The organism is Micromonospora sp. NPDC047521, from assembly GCF_055587305.1.
Genome location: NZ_JBVJGN010000010.1, coordinates 65,117 through 88,387, shown reverse-complemented (window position 1 = coordinate 88,387; position 23,271 = coordinate 65,117). Strand labels below are relative to the sequence as shown.

Sequence of the window (23,271 nt, the reverse complement as noted above, 5' to 3'; positions counted from 1 at the left end):
GGTCGTCTATTATATGGGAAACTTGTCTCGTAATATGGGAGAGTGCGATGAGCGTCGCGGACGCGTTCGACGCGGTGGCCGGCAGCTACGACGAGGCCCGCCGGCGGCTGGTGCCCTGCTTCGACGCCTTCTACGGCACCGCCGTCCAGGTGGCCGCGCCACCGCTGCGCGCGGCGCTCGCCGCCGGGCGTACCCCCGAGGTGTTGGATCTGGGCGCGGGCACCGGTCTGCTCTCGCTGCTGCTGTCCGCCGCGGTGCCCGCAGTCCGGCTGACCCTTGTGGATGGAGCGCCGGCGATGCTTGCCCGCGCCACCGACCAGTTGGCCGCGCGGTCCGTGCCGCACCTGACGGTCCAGGCCGACCTGGCCGACGAGCTGCCGCCGGGCCGGTACGACGCGGTGGTCAGCGCGTTGGCCATCCACCACCTGGACGACGCCGGCAAGCGTGCGCTCTACCGGCGGGCCGCCGCCGCGCTGGCCCCGGGCGGGGTCTTCGTCAACGCCGAGCAGGTCGCCGGCCCGACTCCGGAGCTGGACCGGCGCTACGACGAGGTGTGGCTGGAGCGGATCACCGAGCTGGGCGCGTCTCCCGCCGAGATAGGGGCCTCCCGTGAGCGGATGCGCCACGACCGGCCGGCGACAGTCTCCGACCAGTGCCTGTGGCTCGCCGAGGCGGGCCTGGTCGACGTCGACTGCTTCTTCAAGGAGTGGCGTTTCGCGGTGTTCGGTGGTCGCGCCGGGTGACGTCGACGGAATGTGCGTTTCGACGGCGGGAGGCGAGCCGGCCCTCGCGTGGATGACTGATGGTCACACCGGTGGGTAGTCTGCCCGACATGACTGCCAAGGTGACTCTGTCGTTCACCGACGAGACGATCGAGGAGGCGCGGCGGTTCGCCAAGCGCGAAGGGCTGTCGCTCTCCGCGTGGATGGACCAGGCCGCCCGGGAGAAGGCGCTGCGCGAGGTCTTCACCGCGCACGCCGCCGCCGTGGGCCGCGCCAGCCTCGACCTGGAGTCCGCCGCCCTCGCCGACGCACGCGAGGCGGGCATGGTCAACGACCTGCTCTCCGGCGGACGGCCGCGTGCTGCGTAGAGGTGAGGTCTGGCGCATCGAGGGCGCCCGCGAACGCCTCGGCCTCGTGATCAGCTCGGATGTCTACAACTCCACCGACGTACCCATCGTGATCGTGGTCGAGGTCGTCGAGGAGTCGCTGCTGCGTGACTCGCCGCTCGCCGTGCCGATGGGCAGGTACGTGGTGATGCCGGACCGGATCTCGTCGCCGATGAAGAAGTGGTTCACCGACTGCGTGGACGTCGCCGACACCGACACCATGCTCCGGGTCGGCCGCGCCCTGCGCATCCTCCAGCAGCTCTGACAGCCAGACCTCACCATCGCCGCCGGCCCCCGGTGCGCTGCCCGTTTCCCGCCCGACCCGCGACGGGCACCGCCAGGTAACCGGGCGTTCCTAGCGTCTCACCTCGTCACACCGACGAGGAGGAGCCGCCGTGAGCACGCTCACCAGCACCGCAGTCACCGCCGGACCCCCGACCGTCGCCGGCCGCCGGCACACGCTCGACGACTGGCGTCCCGAGGACCCCGACTTCTGGCGGACGACGGGTGCGCCCATCGCCCGGCGCAACCTCTGGGTGTCGATCTTCGCCGAGCACGTCGGGTTCTCGGTGTGGAGCCTCTGGTCGGTGACAGTGCTCTTCCTCGGCCCCGCGTACGGCATCGACCCGGCCGGGAAGTTCCTGCTCACCGCCGTACCGGCCGCCCTGGGCGCGGTGCTGCGACTGCCGTACACGCTTGCCGTGGCCCGCTTCGGTGGCCGCCGCTGGACGATCGTGAGCGCACTGCTGCTGCTGGTGCCCGCAGTCCCGATGACGGTGCTGCTGGAGCCCGGCGTGTCCTACTCCACGCTCATGGTGCTCGCCTGCCTCACCGGCGTCGGCGGCGGCAACTTCGCCTCCTCGATGGCGAACATCAACCTCTTCTACCCGCAGCGACTCAAGGGTCGCGCCCTCGGCCTCAACGCAGGCGGCGGCAACCTGGGCGTACCGGCGGTGCAACTGGTCGGGCTGGCGGTGCTGGCCACCGCCGGGGCCGCGTACCCCCGGCTGGTCCCGGCGGTCTACCTGCCGCTCATCGTGCTGGCCGCGCTGGCGGCGGCCCGCTGGCTGGACACCGTGCCCGGGGCGCGCAACGAGCCCGGCGCGCTGCGCGAGGCGGCCCGCGACCCGCACACCTGGATCATGTCGCTGCTCTACATCGGCACCTTCGGCTCGTTCATCGGGTTCGGGTTCGCGTTCGGCCAGGTGCTCCAGCTCCAGTTCGCCGAGCGGTTCCCCACCCCCGTCGACGCGGCCTGGTTGACCTTCCTCGGTCCGCTGATCGGCTCGCTGATCCGGCCGCTGGGCGGGCACCTCGCCGACCGGCTCGGCGGAGCCCGGGTGACCTTCTGGAACTTCGTGGCGATGGCCGCCGGCGCCACAGTCGTGCTCCACGCCGCCCGGGAACGCTCCTTCGGGCTCTACCTGACCGGTTTCCTCGCCCTCTTCGTCTTCTCCGGCGTCGGCAACGGCTCCACGTACAAGATGATCCCGGCCATCTTCCGGGCCCGGGCGGCGGACGCGGTGGCCAGCGGCCGGCGCGACCCGGAGGCGGCGGCGCGGTGGGCGCGACGGATGACCGGCGCGTTGATCGGCATCGCCGGCGCGGTGGGAGCCTCGGGCGGGGTGCTCGTCAACATCGCGTTCCGGCAGTCGTTCCTCGGCTCCGGCAACGCCGACGCCGCCTACCTGGCGTTCATCGGCTGGTACGCGCTGTGCTTCGCGGCCACCTGGGTCGTCTACCGTCGTCCGAGGGCCGGACGGCTGGCCGGCGTGTGAGCTGGGCCATCCCGGCGGGCGCTGGCGCGCGGGGGCGGACCCCGTTTTGACCTGCGGACGGGGCGCCGGGTATCGTTGCCTGCTGTTGTACGACATCCAGAGGCGTGCCCCATCAGGTACGCTTGGTCGTTCGTGCGCGCTGGTCCGGCCTGCAAGATCTGGTCACCTCGGCGCGCGACCCCAGACCGACGACGAGACAAGGTAGACCTGTGCGTACGTACAGCCCGAAGCCGGGTGAGATCGAGCGTCAGTGGCACGTCATCGACGCCTCTGATGTCGTGCTGGGCCGCCTGGCCACCCACGCCGCCACGTTGCTGCGTGGTAAGCACAAGCCGACTTTCGCGCCGCACGTCGACACGGGCGACTTCGTCGTCATCGTGAACGCGGGCAAGGTTGCGCTGACCGGCAACAAGCGCCAGACCAAGGTCGCTTACCGCCACTCGGGTTACCCGGGTGGTCTGAAGCAGGTCGGCTACGACGAGCTGCTGACCAAGCGCCCCGAGCGGGCCATCGAGCTGGCTGTGAAGGGGATGCTCCCGCACAACAAGCTCGGCCGTCAGCTGATCAAGAAGCTGAAGGTCTACGCCGGTGCCGAGCACCCGCACCTCGCGCAGCAGCCGGTGCCGTTCGAGATCAAGCAGATCGCGCAGTGAGCGCGGGCGAAGGAAGCAGCATGACCGACATCACCGAGACCGAGGTTGCCCCCGAGGTCACCGAGGCGCCGGCGCCCGTCGCCCGCGCGCCGCGTGGTGACCGCCCGATCCAGACCGTGGGTCGGCGCAAGGAGGCCATCGTCCGGGTCCGTATCGTCCCGGGCACCGGCAAGATCACCTGCAACGGCCGCGACCTCGAGGCCTACTTCCCGAGCAAGGTGCACCAGCAGCTCATCAAGGACCCGCTGGTCACCGCCGAGAAGCCCGAGGCGTTCGACGTCATCGCCAACCTGCGTGGCGGCGGCACCACCGGCCAGGCCGGTGCGCTGCGGCTGGCCATCGCCCGTGCGCTGATCGTCAGCGAGCCGGACGACCGCCCGGCCCTCAAGAAGGCCGGCTTCCTCACCCGGGACGCCCGGGTCAAGGAGAGCAAGAAGTACGGCCTCAAGAAGGCCCGTAAGGCTCCCCAGTACTCGAAGCGCTGATCTTTCCCAGCGCGTTGTACTTCTGACGGACGGCCGGTCCGCCTCCCCTCGACCGGGGAGGTGGACCGGCCGTTCCGCTTTCTCCTCATCGGCAGTGCTCATCGGAGGTTGGCGGGTATGGGTCGGTTGTTCGGCACGGACGGCGTACGCGGGCGCGCGAACGCGGATCTCACACCCGAGTTGGCGCTCGCGCTCGCCGTGGCCGCCGCGCACACGCTCGCCGAGACGGACCGCAGCCATCCGCCGCTCGCGGTCGTCGGCCGGGACACCCGCGCCAGCGGCGAGATGCTTGAGGCGGCCGTGGTGGCCGGCCTGACAAGCGCGGGCGCGAACGTCGTGCGGGTCGGCGTGCTGCCCACGCCGGCGGTGGCGTTCCTCACCGCCGAGGCGAAGGCCGACCTCGGGGTGATGCTCTCCGCGTCGCACAACCCGATGCCGGACAACGGCATCAAGCTCTTCGCCGCCGGCGGGCACAAGCTGCCCGACGAGATCGAGATGCGGATCGAGGCGGCCGTCGAGGCGAACGCCACCACCGCCTGGGACCGGCCGACAGGTGCCGGCGTGGGCCGGGTGCACGACCTGCTCGACGGCGCCGACCACTACGTCCAGCACCTCGTCGGGACCCTTCCGCACCGGCTCGACGGGATCAAGATCGTGGTCGACTGCGCGAACGGCGCCGCCGCCGAGGTCGCCCCGGTCGCCTACCGGGAGGCAGGCGCGGAGGTCATCGCGATCCACGCCGAGCCTGACGGCCTGAACATCAACGACGACTGCGGCTCCAACCACATCGACGCGCTGCGCGAGGCCGTCGTCGAGCACGGCGCCCACCTGGGCATCGCCCACGACGGCGACGCCGACCGCTGCGTGGCGGTCACCGCCGACGGCGACGAGGTGGACGGCGACCAGGTCATGGCGATCCTCGCGCTCGCCATGCGCGACGCCGGCACGCTCACCCAGGACACGCTGGTCGCCACGGTCATGAGCAACCTCGGACTGCGTCTGGCCATGTCCGCGCAGGGCATCCGGCTGATCGAGACGAAGGTCGGCGACCGGTACGTGCTGGAGGAGCTTCGCGCGTCCGGCCTGGCGCTCGGCGGCGAGCAGAGCGGCCACATCGTCATGCCCGCCCACGCCACCACAGGCGACGGCGTGCTCACCGGCCTGCACCTGATGGCCCGGATGGCGGCCACCGGCCGGACTCTCGCCGAGCTGGCCTCGGTGGTCACGAAGCTGCCGCAGGTGCTGATCAACGTGCCGGTCGGGGACCGCACCGTCGGTGCCGCCGCGCCCGCCGTCCGCGCGGAGGTCGAGCGGGCCGAGGCGGAGCTGGGCGAGACCGGCCGGGTGCTGCTGCGCCCGTCGGGCACCGAGCCGCTGGTCCGGGTGATGGTCGAGGCGGCCACCGAGGCCACGGCCCGCGAGGTCGCCGAGCGCATCGCCGCGCTGGTCCGTACCGCGAGCCCCGCCACGTCCTAGGTGTGCTGTCCAGAGACCCTGGTCAACCTGGGGTGATGGGTGGTGCTCGGCATCAGGCGCGGCGGGCGGCCCAGACGGTGCGCTCGGTTCGCATCGTCAGGTCGTCGCGGCGCAGGATGCTGTGCGGGCTGCTGGTGTCGAGGAGCTGATCGAGTGCGGTGAGGTCCTCGGGGGCGAGCGTGTCGGCGACGACGCCGCGGATGCCCTGCAGGCCACCGAGGGCGTAGCGGCCGATCGCTTCGCTGCGGGAGCCCTCGATGTTCACGGCGATGGCGTGTTCGCCCTCGATCGTGAATCCGGCGGCGGTCAGCATCGGGCCCCAGTCGGCGCCGCGGTGGGGCATGTGTTCGGCAGTGAGGCGGTCGGCCGCGGCGTGGCAACGCTCTTCCAGGCCGGGCCGGTTCTCGGGGGCGCTCTCCGGGAGGAACCGGGGGAAGCCGGCCAGTTCGACGACGGCGAACAGTCCGCCGGGAGTGAGCAGGTCGTGGACGGCGCGCAGTACGCGAGCGGGGTGGGCCATGTGGTGCAACGATCCCGACGCCCACACCAGGGCCGGTGAGCCGAGATCGGGCCAGGCCGCGTCATCGAGGTTGGCCTGCACCCTTCTCACGCGGTGCTCCACGCTGCGGGCGCACGCCTTTGTGCGCAGGCGCTGAAGGTGTTCGGCGGACGCGTCGACGGCGGTGACGTGCGAGTCGGGGAAGCGGTCGAGGAGGGCGAAGGTGCCCGTGCCCGTGCCGCAGCCCAGATCCACGATCTGCCGTGGGTTTGTCTCCAGTGGCAGCCATGCGGTGATCGAGGCTATGTGCTCGGCGAGCACCTCGGCGTCCAGGTCGAGGATCTCCGCCTGGCCGTCAATTCCGTGTTCCTGGTGGCGTCCGTGCGGAGCGCCGAGATGGGAGGTGTGCGGGTGCGCGTGGGTCATGCCTTCACAGTAAGGCGATTATGCGTCTGCGGCACGTCGCCTTCCTGTTTGCGCAAGAAGATCGCCAGGTCTGCTGCCTGACGCGCAAGAGGTGACCACTTCGGGAGTGTGGCGCGTCCCGCGTCATCATTCGGGACTGCCCTGCACGTCGCCGCTGTCGTCGCGCTGGTGGCTGCGGCGGGCGTCGCGGTCGAAGATGCCCAGGATGTCGCAGGGTCCACCCGCAGTGCCGATCGCGTGCGGCATCATCGTGGGGAACTCGGCGGCCTGGTTGGTCTCGAGGCGGAAGCGGCGGTGGCCGAGCATGAGGATCGCGGTGCCGGACAGGACGACGAGCCATTCGCGCCCCGAATGGGCACGCATGCGCGCCGGGTTCTCGGGCGGTGGTTCGGTCATGCGCTGGCGCACCACGCTCATGCCGGGGTCACCCTTCACGAGCCAGCGCAACCCGCCGTGGGTGCCCTCGATCATCGGGCTGGTGACGACGTCGTCAGTGGCGGTCTCCACGAGCTGATCCAGCGTGGTGTCCAGGGCGCGGGCGAGAGTGACCAGCTGATCCAGTGCGAGGCGGCGCTGGCCGTTCTCGATGCGGCTCAGTGAGGACTGGCTGAGGTGGGCGCGGGTGGCCAGTTCCTCCAGGGACCAGCCCTGCGCCACCCGCAGGGCGCGGAGGCGTTTGCGTACGAGGCTGTCCAGCTCGCCATCTTCTTGCGTCATAGGCAACATGGTATGCCCTTGATGCAAAGTGGCGTTAGCGTCGGTGTAGGTGGTCCGCACCGTCTGGGACCACGCACAGGCCAAGGACGGAGGACATGGCTGTGACGGCTTCTTCATACGCGAGTGACGCACTGCCCAGCGGGACCGTCGACACGGTGGTGATCGGCGGCGGCGCCGCGGGGCTGAACGGCGCGCTCATGCTCGCCCGCTCCCGCCGCTCGGTCCTCGTGATCGACAGCGGCACCCCGCGCAACGCACCGGCCGAGGCCATGCACGGCTTCATCGTTCTGGACGGCACCCCGCCCTCCGAGATCTGTCGGCGAGGCCGGGAGCAAGTGCGCCAGTACGGCGGCCGTATCGTCCTCGGCGACGTGGCCTCGACCGAGCCCGCCGCCCCGGCGGCTGACGGGGATCTGCGCTTCACCGTCACCCTGGCCGACGGCCGGAGCGTAACCGCGCGCCGCGTGCTGGTGGCAACCGGTCTGCGGGATGTGCTGCCCGAGGTTCCCGGGCTCGCCGAGCACTGGGGACACGGCGTGGTGCATTGCCCGTACTGCCATGGCTGGGAGGTGCGCGATGAGCCCATCGGCATCCTCGCCACCGGTCCCGCCTCGGTCCACCACGCACTTCTCTTCCGCCAGCTGACCGAGGACCTAACCTACTTCACCCACGGCACTGACCTGGACGAGAACACCCGCGCGCGCTTCGCCGCCCGCGACATCCGCATCGTCGACACCCCGGTCCGGGAAGTCACCAAAAATGAGGACGGCACCCTCGCCGGGGTGCGCCTGACCGACGGCCAGGTCGTGGCCCGCCGTGTGCTCGCGGTTGCCACGCAGATGCAGGCCCGCACCGAGGGCCTGGAGGGTCTCAAGCTCCCGACGGAGGACCTGCCCGACAACATGGGCCGACGCTTCGCCACCGGCATGGCCGGCGCCACTGAGGTGCCGGGTGTGTGGGTGGCCGGCAACGCCACCGACCTGAGCGCCCAGGTCGGCGCCTCCGCAGCGGCAGGCGCCCTGGCCGGCTCCCACATCAACGCCCTGCTGGCCACCGCGGACACCGACGCGGCCCTCACCGCAGCCCAGGGGCGGTCCCCCACACCCTGATACCACCGCGGCCCTGGCCACCGCTCGACCGCACTCAGCGATGCGGGCGGTGGCCGGACCCACCCCCATAACTCGGCGACCGGGCCCAGCTCCGGCGCTCATTCAGCATGTCCTTCTTGAGAGGCAACCATGAGTACGAACCAGCTCACACCAGCCGCTGAAGCCGGCGGCGCAGGTGTGCCTGATGCACGTCAGCTGCGCACCATCCTGATCGCCGTTTCCATCGCGCTCATGGCCGTCATCGCGTCGGTGTCCGGGCTGAACGTCGCGCAGACCCACATGGCCGTGGAGTTCGGTGCCTCGCAGAGCACGATCCTGTGGATCATCAACATCTACACCCTCGCCCTGGCCGCGCTCCTGTTGCCGCTCGGTGCGATCGGTGACCGCCTGGGCCGTAAGTCCATGCTGATCGCCGGGCTCGGTGTCTTCGGTGCCGCGCACGTCGTGGCGGGCCTCGCCCCGACGGCGGAGGTCATGCTCGCCGCGCGTGTGGCCAGCGGTATCGGCGCAGCAATGATCATGCCGATCACCCTGGCCGTCATCACCTCCACCTTCCCCGAGGCCCAGCGTGGCAAGGCGATCGGCGTGTGGACTGGCGTCGCCGGGGGTGGCGGCATCCTGGGCATGTTCCTCTCCGCCCTCCTCGTTGACGTCGCCGACTGGCGCTGGCTGTTCGCCCTGCCGGTGGCCCTGGTCCTCGTGGCCGTGGTCATGACGCTGAAGTCGGTCCCCAACTCCCGGGAGAAGTCGGCCCATCGCTTCGACACCGTCGGCGCGCTGGTCTCCACCGTCGCCGTGGTCGGCCTCATCTTCGTCCTGCAGGAAGGCCCTGACCGCGGCTGGACCGCCCCCGGCACCCTGGCCAGCCTCGCCGTCGGCCTCATCGCCACCGTCGGCTTCGTGGCCTGGGAACTGCACCGCCGCGACGCCTCGCTGCTGGACGTGCGGCTGTTCCGTGAGCGCGGCCTGGCCGGCGGCTCGGTCACGCTGCTGGTGGTCTTCGGTGTCCAAGCGGGCATCGGGGTGGTCCTGTTCCCGTTCTTCCAGGCCGTGCTCGGCTGGTCGGGCCTGCTGTCCACGGCCGCGCTGATGCCGATGGCCGTCATGATGATGATTGCCTCCGGCCTGGCCCCCAGGCTCACCGCACGAATCGGCGCCCGCTCGACGATGGCCACCGGCATTGCGCTGGCCGGCGTCGCTTTGGCGCTCATGGCCCTGTTCGTCTCCGTCGACGGCGGATACCTGTCCATCCTGCCCGGCCTGCTCGCCATGGGCCTCGGCATGGGCCTGTCGATGACCCCATCCACCGAGGCCATCACCGGCTCCCTGTCGCGGGAGAAGCAGGGCGTTGCCTCCGCGCTCAACGACGTCACCCGCGAGTTCGGCACCGCGCTCGGTGTCGCCCTGCTCGGAGCGCTCGTGTCCGCCGGCTATCGCAGCACCATTGACGACAGGCTCCACGGCATCCCCCAGGGGGCCGCGGACACCGCTCGGGAGGGCATCGCCAACGCCGTTGCGGCGGCGGGCGGCACGGGCACCCACGCGCAGGACCTGCTCCACGCCGCCCAGCAGTCCTTCGTCGACGGCTGGCAGCGGGCCATGTGGGCAGGCGTCGCCGTCATGGGGGCACTCTTCCTCTACATCGCCCTCCGCGGCCCGAAGAACACAGCCCCCGCCGTCAGGGACGAGACAGCAGCCGCCGAGGCCGTCGCCGCCCTCTGACCACGCATGAGCCGGGCGTGCAATGGCTGTGCACCCTTTGGAGACACGGCCTGGCGGGCTGGGTCACTGGTGGCGGGCGGTCACGACGGGTTCTGTGGAGCTGAACTGTTTACGACATCAGCTCAGCTCCACGGCGCCCGTGCCCGGTCAGCGCGCCGAAGCCAGGATGCGCAGCCGGCTGACCGCCTCGGTCAGCACCTCGGGCCGCTTGCAGAACGCGAACCGGACCAGCCGCCGGCCCGCTTCGACGTCGTCGTAGAAGACCTGCGTCGGCACCGCCACCACGCCACAGCGCTCCGGCAGCGAGCGGCAGAACTCCACCCCGTCCCGGCCGCCGAGGGCGGTGATGTCGGCGGTGACGAAGTACGTCCCCTCCGGGGTGAGCACGTCGAATCCGGCGTCGGTGAGACCTCCGATGAGCTGGTCGCGGCGCTGCTGGAGGTCGTCGCGGAAACCTGTGTAGTAGTCGTCCGGCAGGGCCAGCGCCACCGCGACAGCCGGTTGCAGCGGCGCCGCGTTGACGTAGGTCAGGAACTGCTTCACCCGCAGTACCGCCGACACCAGCGCCGCAGGGCCACTCACCCAGCCGATCTTCCAACCCGTGCAGGAGAACGTCTTGCCCGCCGACGAGATGCGCAGCGTCCGCTCCCGCATCCCGGGCAGGCCGGCCAGCGGCACGTGCGGGCTCGCCGCGTCCGTGAAGACCAGGTGCTCGTACACCTCGTCGGTGACCGCGTACGCGCCGAACTCCTGGCACAACTCGGCCACCAGGGTCAGCTCGGCCCGGCTGAACACCTTGCCTGTCGGGTTGTGCGGCGAGTTGAGCAGCACCAACCGGGTACGCGGCCCGAACGCCGAGCGCAACTCGTCCGGGTCGAAGGCGTACCTGCCGTCCGCCGCGGGACGCAGCGTCACCGGGCGCCGGACCGCACCGGCCAGCGCGATCGAGGCGGCGTACGAGTCGTAGTACGGCTCGAAGCAGACCACCTCGTCACCCGGCTCGCAGAGGGCCAGGATGCTCGCCGCGACAGCCTCCGTCGCGCCCGCCGTGATCACGATCTCGCCGTCGGGGTCGTACGCCAGATCGTGGAACCGCCGCTGGTGGGCCGCGACCGCCGCGCGCAGGGCCGGGATCCCCGGGCCGGGCGGGTACTGGTTCTGCCCGCCGCGAAGTGCCTCGGCGGCGGCGGCGAGCATCTCCGGCGGGCCGTCGGTGTCGGGGAAGCCCTGGCCGAGGTTCACCGCGCCGGTGCGTACGGCGAGGGCGGACATCTCGGCGAAGATCGTCGTGCCGAAGGGCCGCATCCGGGCCACCAGCGGGTCGACATCGGTGCTCGTCGTCACCCGCCCCACCCTACGACCACACCCGGGTCGAACCCCAGCCTCACTCCGGCGCCCAGCGGAGATGGCTGCTCCGGCCGGGAGTGGGTATGGACGCGCACTGTGACGCTCGTCCCGTTCCAGCCGCCCAGCCCTCGATCGCTCAGATTCGGTGATTGATTAGCCGACTTTCGAGCACCCACGATGAGCGAAACTGGGTTAGGCTGCGGGCCATGTGTGGAATCGTGGGATACGCGGGCGCGCGCCCCGCACTCGGCATCGTGCTCGACGGGCTGCGGCGACTGGAGTACCGCGGCTACGACTCGGCGGGCGTGGCGATCGTCTGCGAAGACCAGCTGCTGACCGAGAAGAAGGCAGGCAAGCTGGCCAACCTGGAGAAGGTGCTCTCCGAGCGGGCCGCCAACGACCCCGCCGACTGCGCCGCCAGCCCGCTCGGCATCGGTGACGGCACCACAGGCATCGGGCACACCCGCTGGGCCACCCACGGCGGCCCGACCGACCGCAACGCCCACCCGCACGTCGCCCCCGACGGCCGGGTCGCGGTGATCCACAACGGCATCATCGAGAACTTCGCCAAGCTCCGCGCCGAGCTGGAGGCCGACGGCGTCCAGTTCACCAGCGACACCGACACCGAGTGCGCTGCGCACCTGCTCTCCGCCGCGCTCGCCGACCTGCGCGCCGCCGGCCAGCCGGACGGCCCGCACCTGCTCGCCGCCGGCATGCGGGTGGTCTGCCAGCGGCTGGAGGGCGCGTTCACCCTCCTCGCCGTGGACGCCGCGGTGCCCGGCGCGGTCGTCGGCGCCCGGCGCAACTCGCCGCTCGTGGTGGGGCGCGGCGACGGGGAGAACTACCTGGCCAGCGACGTGGCCGCGTTCATCGAGCACACCCGCGACGCGGTGGAGCTGGGCCAGGACCAGATCGTCCTCATCACCGGCGACAGCATCGAGATCACCGACTTCGACGGCCAGCCCGCCACCGGCAAGGACTTCCACATCGACTGGGACTCCTCGGCCGCCGAGAAGGGCGGCTACGACTGGTTCATGCTCAAGGAGATCGAGGAGCAGCCGCAGGCCATCGCCGACACGCTGCTCGGCCGGCTCACCGACACCGGTGAGATCGCCCTCGACGAGGTCCGCCTCAGCGACCAGGACCTGCGCGACGTCGACAAGATCTTCATCGTGGCCTGCGGCACGGCGTACCACTCAGGCATGGTCGCCAAGTACGCCATCGAGCACTGGACCCGGATCCCCTGCGAGGTGGAACTGGCAAGCGAGTTCCGCTACCGCGACCCGGTCCTCGACCGGTCCACGCTGATCGTGGTCATCTCGCAGTCCGGCGAGACGATGGACACCCTGATGGCGCTGCGCCACGCCAAGGAGCAGAAGGCCCGCGTGCTGGCCATCTGCAACACCAACGGCTCGACGATCCCCCGCGAGTCCGACGCCGTGCTCTACACCCACGGCGGGCCCGAGATCGCCGTCGCCTCCACCAAGGCGTTCCTCACCCAGCTCGTCGCCTGCTACCTGATCGGCCTGCACCTGGCCCAGGTCCGCGGCATCAAGTTCGCCGACGAGGTCGGCGCGGTCGTCGCCCAGCTCCAGGAGATGCCGGGCAAGCTGCGCGAGCTGCTGGACCGCATCGAACCCGTCCGTGAGCTGGCCCGGGAGCTGAAGTCCGAGCCCACAGTGCTGTTCATCGGCCGGCACGTCGGCTACCCGGTGGCCCTGGAGGGCGCGCTCAAGCTCAAGGAACTGGCGTACATGCACGCCGAGGGCTTCGCCGCCGGCGAGCTGAAGCACGGCCCGATCGCCCTGATCGACAAGGGCACCCCGGTGATCTGCGTGGTGCCCTCCCCGGTGGGTCGCGGGATGCTGCACGACAAGGTCGTCTCCAACATCCAGGAGGTACGGGCGCGCGGCGCGCGGACCATCGTGATCGCCGAGGAGGGCGACGAGGCGGTCGTCCGGTACGCCGACCACCTGATCTACGTGCCGCGTACGCCCACCCTGCTGGCCCCGCTGGTCACCACAGTGCCGTTGCAGGTGCTGGCCGCCGAGATCGCCGCTGCCCGGGGGCACGACGTGGACCAGCCCCGCAACCTGGCCAAGTCGGTCACCGTCGAGTAACCGCCGCCCGCGTCCGGAGCCCCGGTCACCGCACCATCGGTGGCCGGTGCTCGGCCGTCAGCGGCCCAGCACCACACGGGCCATCCCGTCCAGCGCCGGATTGCCCGGATCCCAGTAGCCGGCGTGTCCGCCGCGACCACTGGGGAACACCCGCCCGCCGAAGCCGGGGTCGGCCGGATCGTGGCCGAACCACAGCTCGTGCCCCGTCCGGTCGGGCCAGCCCAGCACCGCCGCGAGTGGGGCCGCGCCGAGCAGGACACGCCTGCCCATCTCGTCGACGGGCCGGGCCAGCCGGATCACGTCGTCAGGGGCGCTGCTCGCCCAGACCTGCCCGGGCGGGACGCCCAACTCGGCGGCGTGCGTGGCGCCGACCCCGGGGGAGCCGACGAACATCAGCGCGTCGGCGGCCAGACCGTGCTCCCGGGCCGCCACGCCCACCACAAGCGACCCGTAGCTGTGCCCGAGCACCGTCTGCCGGGCGGGCGGACCCTCATGGCTGGCTCGCAGCCCCTCCTGGAACCGGTGCAACGCCCCGCCCGCGTCCCGGGCCTGGCTGGCCGAGGCGGCCTCGGTCAGGAAATCCGGTGCGTCGTAGTCCAACCACAGCACCGCCGCGCCGCGCTCCTGCGGCGCGAGCGCGGCGCACCGCTCCAGCACCCGGGCCGCCCGGCCCAGCTCGCCGGGGGCGTCGTCGAGCCCGGCGGTCATTCCCGGCACGTAGGTCAGCACCCGATCGGCGTGGTCCGGGTCGCCGAGCGCCACCACCACCCGGCCCTCACCGGCCGGGTCCAACCCCAGCAGGTACGCCCGGGGCTCCCCGACCGCCAGCCGCTCGGTGAGCGCGTCCAGGCCGGCCAACTTCGCCGCCACCGCCCGCAGCCGCAGCGACGCGACAGGTCCCGGCGGCACCTTGGCCAGCAACCGCTGGCGTTCGGCCACCAACTCCCCGCGCCGGGCACCGAGCAACAGACGGTTGGCCTGATCACGGGCGGCCACCGGCACCCCGTCCAGCACGCCGACCAGTGCCGGTTCGTGCCCGACCAGCCACCGTCGCTGTGCCGGGGTCAACCCGGACCACCAGGCACGGACCAGCTCCGGCGCGGCACCGGGCGCCGGCCGGCCGGGCGGTGGCGGCGACACCCAGCCCGAACGGGCGGCACTGGCCAACTCGTCCAACCGGTCGGCGGCCGCCCGGTCCGCCACATCGGCGCCGTCGAGCGCCGCGCGCAGCGCCGCCGCCACCCCGGCCACCGCCTCCGCCGACCCGGGTCGCGCCGGACCGACCCGCACAGCGCCGGACCGGTCCACCACCACACCTGCCGCCTCCGCCCGGGCGACCGCCTCGGTGAGCCGCGCCTTCGCCACCACGAGGCGCCCGGCCAGCTCGGCAAGCACCTGATCCGCCTCGATCAGCGCGGGTGCCACCGAGGTCAACTCGCCGCGCAGGCCGCCCAGCCGTACGTCCGCCGCCGTGGCCGCCGCGCCGGACCAGTCGCCCCGCAACCGCCCGGCGGCCCCGGCCAGCTCACCGGCGCGCCTGTCGACAGGCCCGGTCAACCCCGCCCAGGCCGCCCCGGCCACCCGCCAGCCACCCGGATCGGCGGCCCAGAGCTGCCGGTAGCCGACGGCGGTCACCGGGGCAGGGCGGCGAACCGGCCGGCGGCACGGTCGTCCACCGACTCGTACGCCTCCGCCGCCGACCTGACCCCGCCTGCCGTCGCGGCCACCTGGGCGCCCAGCCGGCAGAACCAGGCGTGCCCGGCAGCCTCCAGCTCCACCAGGGACGCGGCGGCCCGCCAGCCGGGCGCCGGCACCAGCAGCCCGGGCATCCCGGCCAGGCCCAACGCCAACCCGTGCGCCGCACCGTCGAGCGCGGCGGCCACCGAGCGCAGCGCCTCCGGCTGGACAGTCAACGGTTCCTCGGCCATGGACCCACCCCCACAGATCGGCATCGACACCCCGACGCTAGGTGCGCTCCCCATGCCCGGTCGTGCCCTGTGGACAGCGCCGACTGTCGTACGCCGGGGCTGTCCACAGGCGTTGCCCACAGCGGACCCGACGGCTAATCTGCGGCCGTTCCCGCCGGTAGGGTGAAGCGGTGATCGTCACGGTCGGCGGCGACGTCGTCCTGGCCGACCAGCACACCCGCGAGCGGAATGGGACACGGTGACATGAGACCGGTGTGGCGGGTGGCCGACGTACGGGCGGCCGAGGCGGGGCTGATGGGCACGCTGCCCGAGGGCACGCTGATGCAGCGGGCCGCCGCCGGGCTGGCCCGCCGGGCCGCGCTGCTGCTCGCCGAGCGGGGCGGCGTGTACGGCGGCCACGTGCTGCTGCTTGTCGGCTCCGGCGACAACGGTGGCGACGCGCTCTACGCGGGGGAGCGGCTGGCCCGTCGGGGTGTGCGGGTGTCCGCCCTGCTGCTCACCCCCGGGCGGGCGCACGCGGCCGGGTTGGCGGCGCTACGCGCTGCCGGTGGCCGGCTGGTGGACCGCCCGACCGGCCCGGTCGACCTGGTCCTCGACGGCATCGTGGGGATCGGCGGCACCGGCGGGCTGCGAGCGAGCGCCGACGAGGTGGTCCAGCGCCTCGGCGACCTGCGCGGACGCGACGGCGGTCGGTCGACCGTGCTGGCTGTGGACGTCCCGAGCGGCGTCGCGGTGGACACCGGTCATGTGCCGCTGTCCGCGTCCGGCCGGCCCACCGCGGTCCGCGCCGACGTGACGGTGGCCTTCGGCGCGTTGAAACCCGCACTTGTGGTCGGGCCGGCCGCCGCCCTCGCCGGGCAGGTGGAGCTTGTCGACATCGGGCTGCGGCCGTGGCTGCGGGGCACCCCCGCGCTGCGGGTCACCGAGTGGTCCGACCTGGTGGACTGGTGGCCCCGGCTGGGTGCCTCGTCGGAGAAGTACACAAGGGGTGTGGTCGGCGTCGCGACCGGCTCGGCCACGTATCCGGGAGCGGCGGTGCTCTCCGTCGGCGGGGCGCTCGCCGGGCCGACCGGCCTGGTCCGGTACGCCGGCGGCGCCCGGGCCGAGGTGCTGCACCAGCACCCGTCGGTGATCGCCACCGGCCGGGTCGCCGACGCCGGCCGGGTGCAGGCCTGGGTGTGCGGCTCCGGGCTGGGCACCGGCGAGGACGCCGCCGCCGAGTTGCGCGCCGTCCTGGCCGCCCCAGTGCCTGTGGTGCTCGACGCCGACGCGCTGACCCTGCTGGTGGACGGGTCGCTCGCCGACCGGCTGCGCGGCCGGGACGCCCCGATCGTCGTCACCCCGCACGACCGGGAGTTCACCAGGCTCTGCGGCGAGGAGCCGGGCGCCGACCGGGTCGGCTCGGCGCTGCGGCTGGCCGCCTGGATGAACGCGGTGGTGCTGCTCAAGGGCGACCGCACGGTGATCGGCACGCCTGACGGCCGGGCGTACGTCAACCCGACCGGCACCCCCGCGCTGGCCACCGGCGGCACCGGCGACGTGCTGGCCGGCCTGCTCGGCTCGCTGCTGGCGTCCGGGTTGCCCGCCGATCAGGCGGCGGCCTCGGCCGCGTACCTGCACGGGCTGGCCGGGCGGGAGGCGGCCCGGAGTGGACCGGTGACCGCTCCCGACGTGGCGACGGCGCTGCGCCCGGTCCTCGCCCGGCTGGGCTGATCGTCCCGCGCCGGGCGGGTCGGCGTGGCGGGACGGCGTCGCCGCCCACAGTGATCACAGCGGAAAGTAGGCTTGGCGCATGTGGCAGGCCGAGGTACGTGTCGATCTTGACGCGATCCGTGCGAACGTGAGCCGACTCCGCTCCGGCACCACCGCCGAGTTGATGGCGGTGGTGAAGGCCGACGGGTACGGCCACGGCATGCTCCCGGCCGCCCGGGCCGCGCTCGACGCGGGGGCGGACTGGCTCGGGGTCTGCACCCTCGACGAGGCGCTCACTCTGCGACGGGCCGGTGTGACCGCGCCGGTGCTCGCCTGGCTGCTCGCCCCCGGGCTGCCGCTGCACGAGGGGGTCACCGCCGGGGTGGACCTCGCGGCGGCGAGCCTTCCGCAGCTGGACGAGATGATCGGGGCAAGTCGGCTGGCCGGGCGTCCGGCCCGACTGCACCTGAAGATCGACACCGGGCTCTCCAGGGGTGGGGCGACGGTCGCGGACTGGCCGGCCCTGCTGGACGCCGCCGCAAAGGCGCAGGCCGAGGGCGTCATCGAGGTGGTAGGCGTGTGGAGCCACTTCGTGTACGCGGACATGCCGGGTCACCCGACCACCGACCGCCAGTTGGCCGTCTTCCACGAGGGGCTGGCCATGGTCGAGCGAGCCGGTCTGCGCCCCCGCTGGCGGCACCTGGCGAACTCGGCGGCCACCCTGACCCGCCCGGACACCCACTTCGACCTGGTCCGTCCCGGGCTGGCCATCTACGGGCTGTCCCCGGTGGCCGGCGAGACGTACGGGCTGAAGCCGGCGATGACCGCTCGCGCCCGGGTGATGCTCACCAAGCGGGTGCCCGCCGGCACCGGGGTGTCGTACGGCCACACCTACACCACCCCGGCGGACGCGAACCTGGCCGTGGTGCCGCTCGGGTACGCCGACGGGGTGCCCCGGCACGCGTCCAACAGCGGTCCGGTGCAGCTCGCCGGCAAGCGGCGGACGATCTCCGGGCGGGTCTGCATGGACCAGTTCGTGCTCGACTGCGGCGACGACCCGGTGGCCGACGGCGACGTGGCGACGCTCTTCGGCAGCGGCGCGGACGGGGAGCCGACGGCCGACGACTGGGCCGAGGCGGTCGGCACGATCAACTACGAGATCGTCACCCGGTTCGGTGGGACGCGGGTGCCGCGCGTCTACGACGGCGAGACGCCGTGACCTCGTTCCGCGTTCCGCGCCCGCGCACGGCGGTCGGCCGGGTCGCCGGGATCGTCGGCGCGGCCGTCGGGGTGGCGGCGGCCGGCCTGGCCGCCGGTGTCGCGACCGAGCGCACCCTGGTCCGCCGTCTCAAGGCCGACCCGACCGACCGCTACGCGCACGAGATGTTCGGGCAGCAGCGGTACGACGAGGCGTTCCGGCTGGAGTTGCCGGACGGCACGGACATCCACGTCGAGGTGGTCGAGCCGACCCGGCCGGAGCCGGGGCACCCGACAGTGGTGCTGGTGCACGGCTTCTGCCTGGACATGGGCACGTTCCACTTCCAGCGCCAGATGTTGGCCGAGCGGGGCGACTACCGGGTCGTGGCGTACGACCAGCCCGGGCACGGCCGCTCGGGCCGGTTGGAGACCGGGGAGTACGACCTCGCGGTGCTCGGCCGGACGCTGCGCCGGGTCATCGACCGGACCGCCCCGGAGGGGCCGTTGGTGCTGGTCGGGCATTCGATGGGCGGCATGACGATCATGGCGTTCGCCGAGCTGTTCCCGGAGCTGTTCGGTGACCGGGTGGTGGGCACCGTCCTGATGGCCACGTCGGGCGGTCTGATCGCGGAGACCAAGCTTGTCGCGCCGGCGCTGCTCGGCCGGGTCGGCGGCCCCGTTCTGTACATGGTCAACAACGCCACCCGGTACGGCGGGCCGGTGATCGACAGGGCCCGCAGGTCGACGTCGAACGTCGCCTGGCTGTTGACCCGCAAGTACGGCTTCGGCACCCGCAAACCGAGCCCGGCGCTGGTGTCCTACGTGGAGACGATGAACTCCCGGACGTCCGCCGACACGGTGACCCGCTATCTGCGGACCCTCGCCACCCACTCGCGTTTCCCGGCGCTCGCGGCGCTGGCCGCGACTCCGGTGCTGGTGGTGGTCGGCGACAAGGACATGATCACTCCGGTGACCCACTCCGAGGAGATCGTCCGCCGGTTGCCGCACGCCGAGTTCGTCAAGATCGAGGACAGCGGCCATGTGGTGATGTTGGAGCACGCGGACGAGGTGAACGCCGCGTTGGCGCGGTTTCTGGAGTCGTTGCGGAACGTGGAGGAACGGTGAGTCACGTCGTCAAGCTGCCGACCGTCGAGGACACCCGGGACTTCGGGCGGCGGCTGGCCGGGCTGCTGCGCGCCGGTGATCTCGTGCTGCTGACGGGCCCGCTGGGTGCCGGAAAGACAGCGCTCACACAGGGCATCGGCGGCGGGCTCGCGGTAGTCGGGGACATCACCTCGCCGACGTTCGTGATCGCCCGGGTGCACCGGCCCGATCCGGCCCGGGGCGGCCGGGTGGCGTTGGTGCACGCCGACGCGTACCGGCTGGGGGACGCCACCGACCCGCGCGCCGAGATCGACGACCTGGACCTGGACGCCTCGGTGGACGATTCGGTGACCGTCGTGGAGTGGGGCGAGGGTCTGGTGGAGCAGTTGGTCGACGCGCATCTGCGGGTCCGTATCGACCGCCGTGACGACGACACCCGGGTCGTGGAGCTGGACCCGGTGGGTGGAGACTGGGCACGGCGATTGGCCGACCTGAAAGGTTTGTGATGTCCGACGACGTCCCCGCCCTGGATCTGCTGGCCCTGTTGCCGGAGCCGTGGCGTGCCGTGCTCACCCCGCACCTCGACCCGGCGCGCACGGCCGCGCTCGGCGAGTTCGTCGCCCGGGAGTACGCGACACAGACCGTCTTCCCGCCGCTGGACGACCTGTTCTCGGCGTACCGGCTCTGCCCGCCGCAGGGCACCCGGGTGCTGATCCTCGGGCAGGATCCGTACCACCGGGCCGGGCAGGCGCACGGGTTGAGCTTCAGCGTCCGCGACGGGGTGGCCGTGCCGCCGTCGTTGCGCAACGTCTTCAAGGAGCTGGGCGAGGACGTGGGCGTGCCCAAGCCGCGAAGCGGCAACCTCGACGGTTGGGCCGCTCAGGGCGTGTTGCTGCTCAACGCGGTGCTGACCGTCCGCCAGGCCACGCCGGGTTCGCACGCGAACGCCGGCTGGGAGGAGTTCACCGACGCCACCATCCGGGCGTTGGACGCGTCGCCGCAGCGGGTGGTCTTCCTGCTCTGGGGCGGGTACGCCCGCAAGAAGGCCGCCCTGGTCACGAACCCGCAGCACGTGGTGTTGGAGGCCGGGCACCCCAGCCCGATGAATCCGCGCGGCTTCCTGGGCAGCCGCCCGTTCAGCGCCGCCAACAAGGCTCTCGCCGACGCCGGTCTGCCCACCGTCGACTGGGAACGCACCGCCGGCTGACCGCCGGCCCGTCCAGGACTCACAGGTATGCCGCTCAAAAGCGGGTGCGGGCCGTCGCCCTCGGCGCTTCCCTGTGCGGCGGCCCGGTCGCCCCTGCCCGCCGGGCCACGTGGCGGGTGGGGGCCCTCGCGGCAGGGTCGTCGGTGCGATAGGCGTGACCGAGGGCTGCGGTGGGGCGGGGCGTGGCCGGAGGTTCCTGGCGGGGCCGCTAGGCTGGCTTACCGTGCTCGTACTCGTGGTGGACAGCTCGACTCCTGCGGTGACCGCGGCGCTCGTGGAGGTCTCGGCGGACGGTGTCGCGTCCCGCGCGCACCGGTGCACTGTCGATGCCCGAGCGCACGGCGAACTGCTGGCGCCCCAGGTCGACGCGGTCCTCGCCGACGCCGACGCGCGTCCTCGTGACCTGACCGCAATCGTCGCCGGGCTCGGCCCGGGGCCGTTCACCGGGCTGCGGGTCGGCCTGGTCACCGCCGCCACGATGGGTCAGGTGCTCGGCATCCCCACGTACGGTGTCTGCTCGCTTGACGCCATCGGCTACCCGGCGGCGGCCGGCGAGCCGGTGCTGGCCGCCAGCGACGCCCGCCGCAAGGAGCTCTACTGGGCCGTCTACGACGGTGCCGGCCAGCGCGTCGTCGGACCCGAGGTCTCCACGCCCGCCGTGGCCGCCGCCCGGGCCCGCGAGCTGGGCGCGCTTGTCGCGGTCGGCGACGGCGCGCACCGGTACGCCGAGGTTCTGGATCTTCCGGTCCGGGTCGAGCCGCGCTACCCGGACGCCACCGTCCTGGCGTCGCTCGCCGCCGAGCGGATCCGGGCCGGCGCCCCCGGCGAGCGGCTCACCCCGCTCTACCTGCGCCGTCCGGACGCCGTGGCGGCCACCGGCCGCAAACCGGTACTCCCGTGACGGCGGTGCGGCTCGAACCGTTCCGCTGGTGGCACATCGACGAGGTGATGCCGACCGAGGCGGACCTGTTCGGGCCCGGGAAGTGGTCCCCGGCCATGTTCTGGAACGAGCTGGCCAACGGCCACCACTACCGGGTCGCCACCGACGACGACGGCACTGTGCTCGGTTACGCCGGGCTCGCCGGAGCCCCACCGGACGAGGTGTGGGTACAGGTCATCGCCGTCCGGCGGGACGTCCAGCGGCGCGGCATCGGGCGCGTCCTGCTGGAGGACCTGCTCGCCGAGGCGGACCGACGCGGCGCCCGCAGGACCCTGCTGGAGGTCGCCGTGGACAACGTCGCCGCCCAACGGCTCTACGCGACCTACGGGTTCGAGCCGATCGGGGTACGACGCGGCTATTACCAAGCGACAAACACCGACGCGCTGGTCATGCAGCGCGACGCCGAGCCGACCGGGGACGGACCACACGACCATGGCTGACGAACCGCTGATCCTGGGCATCGAGACCTCCTGCGACGAGACCGGCGTCGGCATCGTGCGGGGGCACACCCTGCTGGCCGACGCGCTCGCCTCCAGCGTCGAGGAGCACGCCCGGTTCGGGGGTGTGGTGCCCGAGGTGGCCAGCCGCGCCCACCTGGAAGCCATCGTGCCGACCATGCAGCGGGCGCTTACCGAGGCAGGCGTCACCCTGGCCGACATCGACGCGATCGCGGTCACCTCCGGGCCGGGGTTGGCCGGCGCGCTGCTGGTAGGTGTCGCCGCCGCCAAGGGGTACGCGCTCGCCGCCGAGAAGCCCGTGTACGGCGTCAACCACCTGGCCGCGCACGTCGCCGTGGACACCCTGGAGCACGGCCCGCTGCCGGAGCCCGCCATCGCGTTGCTGGTCTCCGGCGGCCACTCGTCGCTCCTGCTCGTCGACGACCTGGCCCGGGGCGTCACCCCGCTGGGCGCCACCATCGACGACGCGGCCGGTGAGGCGTTCGACAAGGTCGCCCGACTGCTCGGGCTGCCGTTCCCCGGTGGTCCGCCCATCGACCGGGAGGCCCGCGCCGGCGACGCCGCCTCGATCGCCTTCCCGCGCGGTCTGACCGCCGCCAAGGACCTCGCGGCGCACCGGTACGACTTCTCGTTCTCCGGGCTCAAGACGGCGGTGGCCCGCTGGGTCGAGGCGCGACAGCGCGCCGGCGAGCCGGTCCCGGTGGCCGACGTGGCCGCGTCCTTTCAGGAGGCGGTCTGCGACGTCCTGACCAGCAAGGCGCTCGCCGCCTGCCGCGCGCAGGGCATCGAAACCCTGGTGATCGGCGGGGGAGTGGCCGCGAACTCGCGGCTGCGGGCGCTGGCCGAGCAGCGGGCCGAGAAGTACGGCATCCGGGTCCGGGTGCCCCGGCCGAAGCTGTGCACCGACAACGGGGCGATGGTCGCCGCGCTCGGTTCGCACCTGGTCGCCGCGGGCGTCGCGCCGAGCCGGTTGGACCTGCCGGCCGACTCGGCGCTGCCGCTGACAACGGTCAGCGTGTGACGGGGGCGACGGACATGATCGTGCGGATGTGGGAGGCGCGGGCCGAGGCGTACGGGGTTGCCGACCTGATCACCTGGGTGTGCGACACCGCGCTGCCCGAGGTGGAACACGACCCGCTGCACGTGTCCAGTGAGGTCTTTTCCTCCACCGACCACCGGGTCGTGGTCATCTCCAAGTGGCGCAGCAACCCGCGCCCACTGCCCGATCCGCCCACCCTGCTGGTGGCCCGCGCCCCGCACTCCTGGGACTTCACCCAGGTCGACCGCTGACCCGGGCCACCGACA

Annotated in this window: 24 protein-coding genes; 19 read left to right on the top strand and 5 right to left on the bottom strand. The window is 72.5% G+C overall.

The genetic code is table 11. From position 1 onward, the window contains the following. Positions 1 to 47: 47 nt before the first annotated feature. The 7 genes from ACZ6N8_RS21770 to glmM all read left to right on the top strand — a co-directional run bounded on the left by ACZ6N8_RS21770 (position 48) and on the right by glmM (position 5,500). A complete protein-coding gene (locus ACZ6N8_RS21770; RefSeq protein ID WP_466012291.1) occupies positions 48 to 743 on the top strand; it encodes a class I SAM-dependent methyltransferase in 696 nt (231 codons plus the stop codon). A gap of 59 nt (positions 744 to 802) precedes the next feature. Continuing rightward, a complete protein-coding gene (locus ACZ6N8_RS21765) occupies positions 803 to 1,090 on the top strand; it encodes a DUF6364 family protein (RefSeq protein WP_357986736.1) in 288 nt (95 codons plus the stop codon). Further along, positions 1,080 to 1,373 (top strand): hypothetical protein, encoded by a 294-nt coding sequence (locus tag ACZ6N8_RS21760; protein ID WP_139582594.1) that lies wholly within the window; start codon positions 1,080 to 1,082, stop codon positions 1,371 to 1,373. The genes ACZ6N8_RS21765 and ACZ6N8_RS21760 overlap by 11 nt, the downstream gene beginning before the upstream one ends. Positions 1,374 to 1,503: 130 nt before the next feature. Next, the gene (locus tag ACZ6N8_RS21755) at positions 1,504 to 2,886 is read left to right on the top strand and encodes an MFS transporter (protein ID WP_466012288.1); all 1,383 of its coding nucleotides are present in this window, start codon (positions 1,504 to 1,506) and stop codon (positions 2,884 to 2,886) included. Positions 2,887 to 3,095: 209 nt separating this feature from the next. Continuing rightward, positions 3,096 to 3,539 carry a 50S ribosomal protein L13 gene (gene rplM, locus ACZ6N8_RS21750; protein ID WP_007465158.1) on the top strand — a complete coding sequence of 148 codons (444 nt, stop codon included), beginning with the start codon at positions 3,096 to 3,098 and terminating at the stop codon, positions 3,537 to 3,539. 20 nt (positions 3,540 to 3,559) lie between these two features. Continuing rightward, positions 3,560 to 4,024, top strand: a complete 465-nt coding sequence (gene rpsI, locus ACZ6N8_RS21745; RefSeq protein ID WP_088987626.1) for a 30S ribosomal protein S9 — start codon at positions 3,560 to 3,562, stop codon at positions 4,022 to 4,024. A gap of 117 nt (positions 4,025 to 4,141) precedes the next feature. Beyond that, positions 4,142 to 5,500 carry a phosphoglucosamine mutase gene (glmM, locus tag ACZ6N8_RS21740; protein WP_364375488.1) on the top strand — a complete coding sequence of 453 codons (1,359 nt, stop codon included), beginning with the start codon at positions 4,142 to 4,144 and terminating at the stop codon, positions 5,498 to 5,500. 52 nt (positions 5,501 to 5,552) lie between these two features. Here the strand turns inward: glmM and ACZ6N8_RS21735 are convergent, their stop codons facing one another. Beyond that, positions 5,553 to 6,425 carry a class I SAM-dependent methyltransferase gene (locus ACZ6N8_RS21735; protein ID WP_466012285.1) on the bottom strand — a complete coding sequence of 291 codons (873 nt, stop codon included), beginning with the start codon at positions 6,423 to 6,425 and terminating at the stop codon, positions 5,553 to 5,555. A gap of 126 nt (positions 6,426 to 6,551) precedes the next feature. Further along, positions 6,552 to 7,142: a helix-turn-helix domain-containing protein gene (locus tag ACZ6N8_RS21730; RefSeq protein ID WP_466012283.1), complete on the bottom strand. Its 591-nt coding sequence runs from the start codon at positions 7,140 to 7,142 to the stop codon at positions 6,552 to 6,554. Between the two features lie 95 nt (positions 7,143 to 7,237). On the opposite strand from ACZ6N8_RS21730, the gene ACZ6N8_RS21725 reads away from it, so the two are divergent. Together ACZ6N8_RS21725 and ACZ6N8_RS21720 are read left to right on the top strand one after the other, a co-directional pair. Beyond that, positions 7,238 to 8,251 (top strand): NAD(P)/FAD-dependent oxidoreductase, encoded by a 1,014-nt coding sequence (locus ACZ6N8_RS21725; RefSeq protein ID WP_466012282.1) that lies wholly within the window; start codon positions 7,238 to 7,240, stop codon positions 8,249 to 8,251. Between the two features lie 177 nt (positions 8,252 to 8,428). Then, positions 8,429 to 9,973: an MFS transporter gene (locus tag ACZ6N8_RS21720; RefSeq protein ID WP_466012280.1), complete on the top strand. Its 1,545-nt coding sequence runs from the start codon at positions 8,429 to 8,431 to the stop codon at positions 9,971 to 9,973. A gap of 147 nt (positions 9,974 to 10,120) precedes the next feature. Here ACZ6N8_RS21720 and ACZ6N8_RS21715 read toward each other — a convergent pair whose 3' ends face one another. Then, positions 10,121 to 11,317, bottom strand: a complete 1,197-nt coding sequence (locus ACZ6N8_RS21715) for a pyridoxal phosphate-dependent aminotransferase (RefSeq protein ID WP_466012278.1) — start codon at positions 11,315 to 11,317, stop codon at positions 10,121 to 10,123. A 209-nt stretch (positions 11,318 to 11,526) separates the two neighbouring features. On the opposite strand from ACZ6N8_RS21715, the gene glmS reads away from it, so the two are divergent. Further along, positions 11,527 to 13,440 (top strand): glutamine--fructose-6-phosphate transaminase (isomerizing), encoded by a 1,914-nt coding sequence (glmS, locus tag ACZ6N8_RS21710; protein ID WP_357986749.1) that lies wholly within the window; start codon positions 11,527 to 11,529, stop codon positions 13,438 to 13,440. A 57-nt stretch (positions 13,441 to 13,497) separates the two neighbouring features. Here the strand turns inward: glmS and ACZ6N8_RS21705 are convergent, their stop codons facing one another. Beyond that, positions 13,498 to 15,075, bottom strand: a complete 1,578-nt coding sequence (locus ACZ6N8_RS21705) for an alpha/beta hydrolase (RefSeq protein ID WP_466012276.1) — start codon at positions 15,073 to 15,075, stop codon at positions 13,498 to 13,500. Beyond that, a complete protein-coding gene (locus tag ACZ6N8_RS21700; RefSeq protein ID WP_466012274.1) occupies positions 15,072 to 15,368 on the bottom strand; it encodes a type VII secretion target in 297 nt (98 codons plus the stop codon). Before ACZ6N8_RS21700 ends, ACZ6N8_RS21705 begins: the two co-directional genes overlap by 4 nt. 243 nt (positions 15,369 to 15,611) lie before the next feature. Here ACZ6N8_RS21700 and ACZ6N8_RS21695 point away from each other — a divergent pair, with 243 nt between their 5' ends. The 9 genes from ACZ6N8_RS21695 to ACZ6N8_RS21655 all read left to right on the top strand — a co-directional run bounded on the left by ACZ6N8_RS21695 (position 15,612) and on the right by ACZ6N8_RS21655 (position 23,256). Continuing rightward, a complete protein-coding gene (locus ACZ6N8_RS21695) occupies positions 15,612 to 17,081 on the top strand; it encodes an NAD(P)H-hydrate dehydratase (protein ID WP_466012272.1) in 1,470 nt (489 codons plus the stop codon). Positions 17,082 to 17,160: 79 nt separating this feature from the next. Further along, positions 17,161 to 18,279 carry an alanine racemase gene (alr, locus tag ACZ6N8_RS21690; protein WP_466012270.1) on the top strand — a complete coding sequence of 373 codons (1,119 nt, stop codon included), beginning with the start codon at positions 17,161 to 17,163 and terminating at the stop codon, positions 18,277 to 18,279. After that, on the top strand, positions 18,276 to 19,382 hold the full coding sequence (locus ACZ6N8_RS21685) for an alpha/beta fold hydrolase (RefSeq protein ID WP_466012268.1): 1,107 nt from the start codon (positions 18,276 to 18,278) through the stop codon (positions 19,380 to 19,382). The genes alr and ACZ6N8_RS21685 overlap by 4 nt, the downstream gene beginning before the upstream one ends. Beyond that, positions 19,379 to 19,867, top strand: a complete 489-nt coding sequence (tsaE, locus tag ACZ6N8_RS21680; RefSeq protein ID WP_466012266.1) for a tRNA (adenosine(37)-N6)-threonylcarbamoyltransferase complex ATPase subunit type 1 TsaE — start codon at positions 19,379 to 19,381, stop codon at positions 19,865 to 19,867. Before ACZ6N8_RS21685 ends, tsaE begins: the two co-directional genes overlap by 4 nt. After that, a complete protein-coding gene (gene ung, locus ACZ6N8_RS21675) occupies positions 19,867 to 20,568 on the top strand; it encodes a uracil-DNA glycosylase (RefSeq protein WP_364375461.1) in 702 nt (233 codons plus the stop codon). The genes tsaE and ung overlap by 1 nt, the downstream gene beginning before the upstream one ends. A 223-nt stretch (positions 20,569 to 20,791) precedes the next feature. Then, positions 20,792 to 21,469, top strand: coding sequence for a tRNA (adenosine(37)-N6)-threonylcarbamoyltransferase complex dimerization subunit type 1 TsaB (gene tsaB / locus ACZ6N8_RS21670; protein WP_466012264.1), 678 nt, complete (start codon positions 20,792 to 20,794; stop codon positions 21,467 to 21,469). Further along, positions 21,466 to 21,948 (top strand): ribosomal protein S18-alanine N-acetyltransferase, encoded by a 483-nt coding sequence (gene rimI / locus ACZ6N8_RS21665; protein WP_244295232.1) that lies wholly within the window; start codon positions 21,466 to 21,468, stop codon positions 21,946 to 21,948. The genes tsaB and rimI overlap by 4 nt, the downstream gene beginning before the upstream one ends. Further along, a complete protein-coding gene (gene tsaD / locus ACZ6N8_RS21660) occupies positions 21,941 to 22,987 on the top strand; it encodes a tRNA (adenosine(37)-N6)-threonylcarbamoyltransferase complex transferase subunit TsaD (RefSeq protein ID WP_007465128.1) in 1,047 nt (348 codons plus the stop codon). Before rimI ends, tsaD begins: the two co-directional genes overlap by 8 nt. A gap of 14 nt (positions 22,988 to 23,001) precedes the next feature. Continuing rightward, on the top strand, positions 23,002 to 23,256 hold the full coding sequence (locus tag ACZ6N8_RS21655) for a hypothetical protein (protein ID WP_466012461.1): 255 nt from the start codon (positions 23,002 to 23,004) through the stop codon (positions 23,254 to 23,256). Positions 23,257 to 23,271 lie beyond the last annotated feature (15 nt).